This is a genomic window from Pseudomonas sp. LBUM1663 (assembly GCF_059695905.1).
Genome location: NZ_CP166792.1, coordinates 3,100,178 through 3,111,157 on the forward strand (window position 1 = coordinate 3,100,178; position 10,980 = coordinate 3,111,157).

Here is a 10,980-nt window from a genome sequence, read left to right on the forward strand (position 1 = left end):
GTAGATTCCGCGCCTCCTTTCAATGGATCAGGAGGCATGGAATGCCTGTTTGTTCAAATGCGGGCCTGCTACGCACCGGCCGTTTTTCTGAGCCAGGACGTATTTATCTGCTAACGGCTGTCGTTGACCACGGCAGCCGTTTTTTGCGGATTGGCGGTTGGGAAGGTTGGTCGTTCGGGAGTTGCGTATGGCACAGGAGGAGGGTTGGGCGGAGTTTTTAACGTGGGTTGTGATGCCGGATCATATGCACTGCCTGGTGCAACTGCACGACAAGACACTGGCGGAGATGATGTGCCGGATAAAATCCCGGAGTGGTTTGGCGGTCAATCAGGCATTGGGGCGGCGAGGGCGGTTATGGCAAAAGGGGTATCATGATCGCGCTGTGCGGCAGAAGGAGGACGTGAAAGATCTTGCTCGGTATGTCGTCGCCAATCCGATACGCGCGGGGCTAGTGACGCGGGTTCATGATTATCCGCTGTGGGATGCGTGTTGGTTATGAGTGCCTGACGACTGCTTCGCAGCCTCGCGCTGCTAGGCATCTGCTACACGATCCGTGTACACCGCAATCTTTGTAGCAGCTGCCGAGCAGCGTTCGGCTGCGTTCGGCTGCGAAGCAGTCGCCAAAATGTCATATCCAATATAACTCCGTCTGATATCAATCCACTGGCACTCATATTGATAAGTCCGGAAAAGTGAGACGCCTTCGACAAAAAACAACTTACCCCTATTTAATATTTAAATACGCAATTGTCAGACAATTAGTCCGAAACCATCAACTTAAAACTATATTTCGACAGCGCAGGCATTGTTTCCGGGTACTTGCCGGGGCAGAACAATTTGACGTCAAAAAAAATGTAGACGTTTGATTTCGAATTGTGTCAGTTTTCTTTCGCCTTCATTGGGCGAGTGATAGGACGATCTCGCCAGAGATTGTCGCTATCTGACAAAAACTGTTCCATTGCTAAACAAGGAAGTGTGTTTATGTCGAAAGTTAAAAACAACGCTATTGATCTTGCCGAACAGGCCTTTTCGCCATTGCAAGCATTGGCTGCGCCCAGTTCCGCGTACAACCAGATCGACAGCTTCAGCCATCAGTATGACCGAGGTGGCAATCTCACGGTCAATGGTAAACCTTCCTACTCCGTCGACGAGGCAGCGACCCAATTGCTGCGCGATGGCGCTGCCTACCAGGACAAGGACGGCAGCGGCAAAATCGAACTGACCTACACGTTCCTGACCTCGGCGTCGTCGAGCACCATGAACAAGCACGGGATTACCGGCTTCAGTCAGTTCAGCGCTCAACAGAAAGCCCAGGCCGCGCTCGCCATGCAATCCTGGGCCGATGTGGCCAAAGTCACTTTCACCGAGAAGGCCACGGGCGGCGACGGTCACATGACTTTCGGCAACTACAGCGGCGGCCAGGACGGCGCAGCGGCATTCGCCTACCTGCCTGGCACCGGTGCCGGTTATGACGGTACTTCGTGGTACCTGACCAACAGCAGCTACACGCCCAACAAGACGCCGGACCTGAACAACTACGGTCGTCAAACCCTGACCCATGAAATCGGTCACACCCTGGGCCTCGCCCACCCCGGCGACTACAACGCCGGTGAAGGCGCGCCGACCTACAACGACGCGACCTACGGGGAAGACACCCGCGGTTACAGCCTCATGAGCTACTGGAGTGAAAGCAATACCGACCAGAACTTCAGCAAGGCCGGCGTGGAAGCTTATGCATCCGGCCCGCTGCTGGACGACATTGCCGCCATCCAGAAGCTCTACGGTGCCAACACCACCACCCGCACCGGTGACACCACCTACGGTTTCAACTCCAATGCCGGTCGCGATTTCCTGAGTGCGTCTTCGTCGTCGGACAAGGTCGTGTTTTCGGTGTGGGATGCGGGCGGAAAAGACACGCTGGACTTCTCCGGCTTTACCCAGAACCAGAAGATCAACCTCAATGAAGCCTCGTTTTCCGACGTTGGCGGCATGGTTGGCAACGTTTCCATTGCCAAGGGTGCAACCATCGAGAACGCGAATGGCGGTTCGGGTAACGACCTGCTGATTGGTAATGGCGTATCCAACGAACTGAAGGGTGGTGCCGGCAACGACATCCTCTTCGGCGCGGGCGGTGCGGACAAGCTGTGGGGCGGTACCGGCTCGGACACCTTTGTGTTCGCGGCCAGCAGCGACTCCAAGCCCGGTGTGGCTGATCAGATCCTCGATTTTGTCAGCGGCCTGGACAAGATTGACCTGACCGGCATCACCAAAGGCGCGGGCCTGCACTTCGTGAGTTCGTTCACCGGTGCGGCAGGCGATGCAGTGTTGACCTCTTCGGGCGGTAACAGCCAGTTGTCGGTGGACTTCTCCGGGCATGGCGTGGCTGATTTCCTGGTCAGCACCGTTGGCCAGGCGGCGTTCTCGGACATCGCTGCGTGATGTAACGCGATAAGGAGGGCGGCGCCAACGCGCCGTCCTCTGTGCCAAAGGCCACCAGCCGGAGTACAACGACCTATGGCCCATAAAGCCTTTACCCACCGAACAACCGCGTGGCTCCTGGCGACGTTGATGATTTTTTTTGGAGAGACAGCCATGGCGAGCAGCCTGAAATTAGCAGATCCCTCGGAACTGGCCGGCAAATGGCAGGCGACCCTGAGCGCCAAAAACGACTCGCCCGAGTCCCAGGTGTTGCAAGACAAACCCTCCAATGTGTGCGTCATCGACTTTCAGCCAACGCAGACATTGGGTGAGGGCGCCGATTGCCTCAGCGCCTGGCTGAACGGCGAAACCGCTATCGGTTGGTTCCCGGAACCAGATGGACTGGCCATAACGGGCAAAGAAGGTTCGAAGATTCTATTTCTCAGCCGTCAACGTGATGGCGCTTATAAAACCACATTGAAATCCGGGCTGGTCATAACACTTGTGCGTCAGGCGCAGCAATGAAAAGGCTGCGGCGAAAAGAGTAGCGGTCATTATCGTTATAAGCACCAAACCAGATTAAAAATTGTTATTGGTTTGTAAGCGCTAGTGCGCCAAACCTATCTGCGCCTATAGGCGGACAGTTAATGGAAACTTCGTCAGGCATGACGAGGAATAACATCTCAGGAAGAACCCATGAAGATGGAAAAGAGCCCGGCCACCGCACCGTTATTCAAGGCATTGGGCGACTATAAGAGCATCCTGATCAGCGTCGGTTGTTTTACCGCTTTAATTAACGTGCTGATGCTGGTCCCGTCGATTTACATGCTCCAGGTCTACGACCGCGTGTTGTCTTCGCAAAACGAAACCACCCTGGCCATGTTGTCACTGATGGTGGTCGGATTTTTCGCCTTCATCGGTTTGCTCGAGATCGTGCGCAGCTTCATCGTCATCCGCATCGGCAGCCAACTGGAGCGCCGTTTCAACCTGCGGGTGTATCAGGCCGCGTTCGAGCGCAACCTGCTCAAGGGCGAGGGCAATGCTGGTCAGTCCCTTGGCGATCTGACCCACATTCGCCAGTTCGTCACCGGTCCTGCGTTGTTTGCCTTCTTTGACGCGCCGTGGTTTCCGGTCTACCTCTTCGTGATCTACCTGTTCAACGTCTGGCTCGGTGTGTTCGCGACTGTGGGCGCGGTGGTGCTGATCGGCCTCGCTTGCCTGAACGAGGCAATGACCAAAAAGCCCTTGGGCGAAGCCGCCGGGTTCTCCCAGAAGTCAAGCCAACTGGCCACCAGTCACCTGCACAACGCCGAAACCATTCAGGCGATGGGCATGCTCGGGGTGCTGCGCAAGCGCTGGTTCCAGGTGCACTCGCGTTTCCTCGGCCTGCAGAATCAGGCCAGCGACACCGGCGCCATCATCAGCTCCCTGAGCAAAACCTTGCGCCTGTGCCTGCAATCCCTGGTCCTGGGCCTGGGCGCGTTGCTGGTGATCAAGGGCGACATGACCGCCGGGATGATGATCGCCGGCTCCATTCTGATGGGCCGCGTCCTGAGCCCCATCGATCAACTGATCGCGGTGTGGAAACAATGGAGCGGTGCCAAGCTCGCGTACCGTCGTCTTGATTCGCTGCTGCAAGCCTTCCCACCGAGTGACGAAGCCATGGCGCTGCCGGCGCCGAAAGGGCAGATCACCTTCGAACAAGTCAGCGCCAGCCCTCCGGGGCAACGCGCGGCGACCCTGCACATGGTCAATTTCAGCCTGGGTGCCGGCGAAGTGTTGGGCGTACTCGGCGCCTCCGGCTCCGGCAAATCGACCTTGGCCCGGGTGCTGGTCGGCGTCTGGCCAACCCTCGGCGGCACCGTGCGGCTCGACGGCGCGGATATCCATCTCTGGAACCGCGACGACCTGGGTCCTTACATCGGTTACTTGCCCCAGGACATCGAATTGTTCAGCGGCAGCATCGCGGAAAACATCGCCCGTTTTCGCGAAGCGGATCCGCAAAAAGTCGTCGAAGCGGCGCAACAGGCGGGCGTCCATGAGCTGATCCTGCGCATGCCGCAGGGCTACGACACAGTGCTGGGTGAGGACGGCAGCGGCTTGTCTGGCGGTCAGAAGCAACGGGTGGCATTGGCCCGCGCGCTGTACGGCAAGCCAAGCCTGGTGGTGCTCGATGAACCCAATTCCAACCTCGACACCGTGGGCGAAGCGGCGCTGGCCGGCGCCATCGCGCAGATGAAGGCCCAGGGCACCAGCGTGATTCTGGTGACCCATCGCTCCTCGGCGCTGGCTCAGGCCGACAAATTGCTGGTGCTCAACGACGGTCGTTTGCAGGCCTTTGGCCCCAGCCAGGAAGTGCTCAAGGCACTCTCCGGCGCCCAGGAACAACAACGTGAAAAACCGGCGCAAGCACCGGGTGGGCTCAGCATGAGTCGCCAGTATCAGCCTACGACAAGGAATTCGGGTGTATGACCAGCGCTCGCATGAACACTGAAAACGAAGCGACGATGGAACACGATTACATCGCCGAACGCCCTGAGCGTGATGCGCGTTTCTTTGCCCGCATGGGCTGGATTCTGGCGATCGTCGGCGCCGGCAGTTTCTTCACCTGGGCCAGCCTGGCGCCGCTCGACCAAGGCATCCCGGTACAAGGCACAGTCGTGGTCTCGGGCAAGCGCAAAGCCGTGCAATCGATGAGCAACGGCGTGGTCAGCCGGATTCTGGTGCGCGAGGGCCAGGTGGTAAAGCAGGGCCAGCCGCTGTTCCAGCTCGACCAGACCCAGGTCGCGGCCGACGTGCAATCGCTGCAAGCGCAGTACCGCATGGCCTGGGCCAGCCTGGCGCGTTGGCAGAGCGAGCGGGACAACCTCAAGCAAGTGATTTTCCCCGCTGAACTGAGCAACGATCCCGACCCACGCCTGGCCCTGGTCCTCGAAGGCCAGCGGCAATTGTTCAGCAGCCGCCGCGAAGCGTTTTCCCGTGAGCAGGCGGGTTTGCGCGCCAGTATCGAAGGCGCCAGCGCGCAATTGGCCGGCATGCGCCGCGCGCGCACGGACCTGACGGCTCAGGCCAGTTCGCTGCAACAACAACTGAGTAACCTTCAGCCCCTGGCAGACAACGGCTACATCCCGCGCAACCGCTTGATGGAGTTCCAGCGGCAACTGTCGCAGGTGCAGCAGCAATTGGCGGAAAACAGCGGTGAAAGCGGCCGGGTCGAGCAGGGCATCCTCGAGTCGCGCCTGAAGCTGCAACAGCACATCGAGGAATATCAGAAAGAAGTCCGCACGCAACTGGCCGACGCGCAACTCAAAAGCGTGACCCTGGAAGAGCAACTGACTTCCGCCGGGTTCGATCTGCAACACAGCGAGATCATCGCCACCGCCGACGGTATCGCGGTCAACCTTGGCGTTCACACCGAAGGTGCGGTGGTCCGCCAGGGCGAAACCTTGCTGGAGATCGTGCCGCAAGGCACCCGCCTGGAAGTGGAAGGGCACTTGCCGATCAACCTGATCGACAAGGTCGGCACCCACTTGCCGGTGGATATTCTGTTCACCGCGTTCAACCAGAGCCGAACGCCACGCGTACCCGGCGAAGTCAGCCTGATTTCCGCCGACCAGATGGTCGACGAGAAAACCGGCGCGCCGTACTACGTGCTGCGCAGCAGCGTCAGCGAACAGGCCATGGAAAAACTCAACGGTCTGGTGATCAAGCCCGGCATGCCGGCGGAAATGTTCGTGCGTACCGGTGAACGCTCACTCCTCAACTATCTGTTCAAACCGCTGCTCGACCGGGCAGGTTCCGCGTTGACCGAGGAATAAGGATGTTCGGCTGTATGAATAAGCTTTCAATGCTCGCAGCCACCCTGGCGTTGCTGACGTGCAACAGTGTGATGGCCGCCATGGGGCCGTTCGAGATCTACGAGCAAGCGTTGCGCAATGACCCAGTGTTCCTTGGTGCCATGAAGGAACGCGATGCCGGCCTTGAAAACCGCATCATTGGCCGGGCCGGGTTGTTGCCCAGGATCGGTTACACCTACAACAAGGGGCGGAACACCTCCAAGGTCACCCAAATTAACGAAGGTCGGCCGGATTTCACTGAGGACCGCAACTACAGCAGCTACGGCTCGAACCTGACCCTGCAACAACCATTACTCGATTACGAAGCCTATGCGGCGTATCGAAAAGGCGTGGCGCAATCGCTGTTTGCCGACGAAGCTTTTCGCGGCAAGAGCCAGGAGTTGCTGGTTCGTGTGCTGGAAAACTACACCCATGCGTTGTTCGCTCAGGATCAGATCGACATCGCGCTGGCGAAGAAGAAGGCCTTCGAGCAGCAGTTCCAGCAGAACGAGCAGATGTTCCGCCAAGGCGAGGGCACGCGCACCGATATTCTTGAGGCCGAGTCTCGCTACGAACTGGCGACCGCCGAGGAAATCGAGGCACGCAACGAGCAGGACGCGTCCTTGCGCGAACTGGGTGCGCTGATTGGCGTGCCGGCCGTCGACATTACGGACCTGGCGCCGCTGGACCAGAACTTCCAGACCTTCAGCCTGCTGCCGGCCAACTACGACACCTGGCACGAGATGGCCGTGGCCAACAACCCGAACCTGGCCTCCCAGCGTCAGGCGGTGGAAGTCGCGCGGTATGAAGTCGAACGCAACCGCGCCGGACATCTGCCGAAAGTCAGTGCCTACGCTTCGGTGCGCCAGAACGAATCGGAAAGCGGCAACACCTACAACCAGCGTTACGACACCAACACCATCGGCATTGAAGTCAGCGTGCCGTTGTACGCCGGCGGTGGGTTGTCGGCGTCGACCCGTCAGGCCAGCCGGACCATGGAACAGGCCGAGTACGAACTCGATGGCAAGACCCGGGAAACCCTGATCGAGCTGCGTCGGCAATTCAGTGCCTGCCTGTCGGGGGTGAACAAGTTGCGCGCTTATCAGAAAGCCCTGAAATCGGCGGAAGCGCTGGTGGTCTCGACCAAGCAAAGCATCCTGGGCGGTGAGCGGGTGAACCTGGATGCGTTAAATGCCGAACAACAACTATTTACCACCCGCCGGGATTTGGCTCAGGCAAGGTATGACTACTTGATGGCCTGGACCAAGTTGCATTACTACGCCGGGACGTTGAGTGAGCAGGATCTGGCCAAGGTGGACGAGGCATTCGGCCAAGGCCCGAGGCCCCAATGATTTCCTCAAGAAACACCCCTGTGGCGAGGGGATTTATCCCCGTTCGGCTGCGCAGCAGTCGTCAATCCTGAAGTGCGTGTAGATAACGAACTGCTGGGGCCGCTTCGCAGCCCAACGGGGATAAATCCCCTCGCCACATTGAGCCAAATGCTACAGATGCGTTGCAGCCCCTAATGGGCAACCAGAATTCTAAAAACGCCAAAAAAGCGAGAAGTTGAACATGGACGTACAGATCAAGCCGATGTCGGTCGGCACGCTGTTGCTCTGGATTTCAGTAGCGCCAGGCTCGGCCCAGGCGCTTTCTCAGGAAAACGGCACCCTGGGCGATGCGGCCAGTTGGCGCTCGGTGGAATTTCAGCGCGACTGGGGACTGGCCCGCATGCAGGCCGACCAGGCCTACGCCGCCGGCATCACTGGCAAAGGTGTGAAAATCGGCGAGCTCGATTCAGGCTTCGATGCAGCCCATCCCGAATTCGCCACCGACCGTTACCACGCGGTGCTGGCCAGCGGCAGCTACGTCGACGGCTCACTGTTCAATGTCGACGGCACCCTCAACGCCAACAACGACTCCCACGGCACCCACGTCGCTGGCACCCTTGGCGCCTCCCGCGATGGCACCGGCATGCACGGTGTGGCGTACAACGCGCAGGTCTACGTCGGCAATACCAACAAGAACGACAGTTTTCTGTTCGGCCCCAATCCTGATCCGCGCTACTTCAAAGCGGTCTATAACGCCTTGGCCGACGCCGGTGTGCGGGCAATCAATAACAGTTGGGGCAGCCAGCCACCGGACGTCAGCTATCGCACCCTCGACGACTTGCACGCCGCTTACGCCCAGCACTGGAACAAAGGCACCTGGCTCGATGCGGCGGCTGATGTTTCCCGTCGCGGTGTGATCAACGTGTTCAGCGCCGGCAACAGCGGTTACCCCAATGCCAGCGTGCGTTCGGCCTTGCCGTACTTCCAGCCGGACCTGGAAGGCCACTGGCTGGCGGTGTCGGGGCTGGATCAAAGTAACCAGCAGAAGTACAACCAGTGCGGGATCGCCAAGTATTGGTGCATCACCACCCCCGGCGCGAAGATCGACAGCACCATCCCCGACGCCGGTTATGCGATTAAGTCCGGCACCTCCATGTCCGCACCGCATGCCACTGGCGCCCTGGCATTGGTGATGGAACGCTATCCGTACATGACCAACCAGCAGGCGCTGGAAACCCTGTTGACCACCGCCACCCAACTCGACGGTTCCGTCACCCAGGCGCCCAATACCCGAGTCGGCTGGGGCGTGGCCAACCTCGAACGGGCAATGCGCGGACCGGGGCAATTGCTCGGGCGCTTCGACGCCAATCTGGGGGCAGGGCAGAGCGATGTCTGGAGCAACGACATCTCGGACAACGCGCTGATCCAGCGACAAAGTGAAGACGCGGCCGAACGCAGTGCCTGGCAACAGACGTTGAGCACCAAAAGCTGGGAGAACGGCGTGCCGGCCGGTGCCAGCCAGCAGGATCAGACGGATTACGCCGTCGGCATGGCGCGCGATCTTGCCGCCAGCACCCGGGTATACGAAGGCAGCCTGATCAAATCCGGTGCCGGACGGTTGATGCTGACCGGCGACAACACCTGGCGCGGGTCGACCACGGTGAATGGCGGCCTGCTGTCGGTCAACGGTTCGTTGGCTTCGACGGTGACCGTCAATGACAGCGGCACGCTGGGCGGTTCAGGACGAGTCGGCGCACTGACGGCCAACCGCGGCGCTATCGTTGCGCCGGGCAATTCCATTGGCACCTTGCAGGTCGCCGGCGACGTCACGTTTGCACCCGGCTCGACCTACGCGGTGGAGCTGTCGCCGACCGACAGTGACCGAATCATCGCGGGCGGAACGGCCACGGTCAGCGGCGCGACGGTCAGCCTGTCATTGGAAAACAGCCCGACCTTGCTCAGCACTCAACAAGTGCAAAGCCTGCTCGGTCATCAGTACAACATTCTGCAGGCGGCCGGTGGTATCCAGGGGCAGTTCGGCGCGGTGTTGCCCAACTATCTGTTCATCGGCGGCAGCCTCGATTACGCCGCCACCGGTATTCAACTGAGTGTGGCGCGTAACGACACGACATTCGCCAGCGTCGGCCAGACGCCGAACCAACGCGCCGTCGCTTCCGCCGTGGAAGGGCTTGGGGCGGGGAGTGCGGTGTACGAAAGCCTGTTGCTGTCGCCCACCGCGACGTCCGCACAGCAGGCGTTCCAGCAGTTGTCGGGGGAAATCTACCCGGCGTTGGGTTCGGTCCTGATTAACGACAGTCGTTACCTGCGCGATGCAATCGGTGAGCGACTGGTTGACGCCAAAGGCGCGCAAAGCAATGGCTGGATCAAGGCATTGGGTGCCTGGGGCAAGACCGATGATCGCTATGACACCGCCGGTTACACCACCTCGATTGGCGGCTTGCTCGCTGGTGTCGATGGCGCGATTGACGAGCAAACCCGGATCGGCCTGGTCACGGGTTATAGCGATAGCTCGGTGAGCATGGGCTCGGGCACTCATTCATCAGCCAAGGTCGACAGCTATCACTTGGGCGCTTACGCCGGCCGCGAAGTCGGTGCCTGGCGCCTGAATGCCGGCGGTGCCTACAGCTGGCACCGCGCCGACGTCAAACGTGACCTGCAATACGGTGACGTCAGCGCCAGGCAGAAAGCCAAGGTCGATGCCGGCACCACTCAAGTGTTCGGTGAAGCGGCGTATCGCCTGAACCTGCAACCGCTGGCGCTCGAACCTTTTGCCAATCTGTCCTACGTCCACCTCGACACCGAAGGTTTCACCGAGAAAGGTGATGGCGCCGCACTGAAAAGCCGTGGCGACACGCGTGAGGCGGTGCTCAGCACGTTGGGCGTGCGCGCATTGAAAACGGTGAACCTGTCCGGCCAGCAGCAGCTTGACCTGGGAGCGAGCCTCGGCTGGCAGCACAACCTGAGTAATACCGACGCAGAGGAACACCTGGCGTTCGCCAGCGGCAGCACGGTGTTCTCGGTGGAGAGTTCGCCGATGGTGCGTGATGCGGCGTTGGTAGGCGCTCACGCCAGCCTGGCCCTGAGCCGGGACATCCGCGTGAACCTCGATTACACCGGCCAACTGGCCAGCCGCGAGAAGAGCCATGGTGTAGGGCTGAGCCTCAACTGGCAGTTTTAACGCGGTAAGCAACAAATGCGGCAAACATTAAATGTGGCGAGGGAGCTTGCTCCCGCTGGGTGGCGAAGCCGCCCCAACACCAGCAACGGTGATTCTTCAGGGATAACGCACCAGCCGATTTGCGACTGCTGCGCAGCCGAGCGGGAGAAAGCTCCCTCGCCACAGGGATTTTGGCAAGACAACTAAGGATGGTCGC

Annotated in this window: 6 protein-coding genes and 1 pseudogene; all 7 read left to right on the forward strand. The window is 59.9% G+C overall.

Translation table 11 applies throughout. The annotated features are described in order from the left end of the window. Positions 1-41 precede the first annotated feature (41 nt). Positions 42-499 (forward strand): annotated as a pseudogene (locus ACA075_RS14225) (REP-associated tyrosine transposase). Between the two features lie 482 nt (positions 500-981). Next, entirely contained in the window at positions 982-2,439 is a 1,458-nt protein-coding gene (locus tag ACA075_RS14230; RefSeq protein ID WP_497299021.1) for a serralysin family metalloprotease, read from the forward strand. 75 nt (positions 2,440-2,514) lie between these two features. Further along, complete coding sequence (locus tag ACA075_RS14235; RefSeq protein WP_497299022.1) at positions 2,515-2,943, forward strand: AprI/Inh family metalloprotease inhibitor; 429 nt, start codon at positions 2,515-2,517, stop codon at positions 2,941-2,943. Positions 2,944-3,114: 171 nt separating this feature from the next. Next, the gene (locus ACA075_RS14240) at positions 3,115-4,890 is read left to right on the forward strand and encodes a type I secretion system permease/ATPase (protein WP_497299023.1); all 1,776 of its coding nucleotides are present in this window, start codon (positions 3,115-3,117) and stop codon (positions 4,888-4,890) included. Next, positions 4,887-6,236, forward strand: coding sequence for an HlyD family type I secretion periplasmic adaptor subunit (locus ACA075_RS14245; RefSeq protein WP_497299024.1), 1,350 nt, complete (start codon positions 4,887-4,889; stop codon positions 6,234-6,236). Before ACA075_RS14240 ends, ACA075_RS14245 begins: the two co-directional genes overlap by 4 nt. Before the next feature lie 2 nt (positions 6,237-6,238). Further along, the gene (locus ACA075_RS14250) at positions 6,239-7,606 is read left to right on the forward strand and encodes a TolC family outer membrane protein (protein ID WP_497299025.1); all 1,368 of its coding nucleotides are present in this window, start codon (positions 6,239-6,241) and stop codon (positions 7,604-7,606) included. 220 nt (positions 7,607-7,826) lie between these two features. After that, positions 7,827-10,784 (forward strand): autotransporter serine peptidase EprS, encoded by a 2,958-nt coding sequence (eprS, locus tag ACA075_RS14255; RefSeq protein WP_497299026.1) that lies wholly within the window; start codon positions 7,827-7,829, stop codon positions 10,782-10,784. Positions 10,785-10,980 lie beyond the last annotated feature (196 nt).

Excerpts from the sequence above, each read along its gene's own strand:
- ACA075_RS14230 (WP_497299021.1), top strand. The coding sequence starts at position 982 with ATGTCGAAAGTTAAAAACAACGCTATTGATCTTGCCGAACAGGCCTTT.
- ACA075_RS14245 (WP_497299024.1), top strand. The coding sequence starts at position 4,887 with ATGACCAGCGCTCGCATGAACACTGAAAACGAAGCGACGATGGAACAC.
- ACA075_RS14235 (WP_497299022.1), top strand. The coding sequence starts at position 2,515 with ATGGCCCATAAAGCCTTTACCCACCGAACAACCGCGTGGCTCCTGGCG.
- eprS (WP_497299026.1), top strand. The coding sequence starts at position 7,827 with ATGGACGTACAGATCAAGCCGATGTCGGTCGGCACGCTGTTGCTCTGG.
- ACA075_RS14240 (WP_497299023.1), top strand. The coding sequence starts at position 3,115 with ATGAAGATGGAAAAGAGCCCGGCCACCGCACCGTTATTCAAGGCATTG.
- ACA075_RS14250 (WP_497299025.1), top strand. The coding sequence starts at position 6,239 with ATGTTCGGCTGTATGAATAAGCTTTCAATGCTCGCAGCCACCCTGGCG.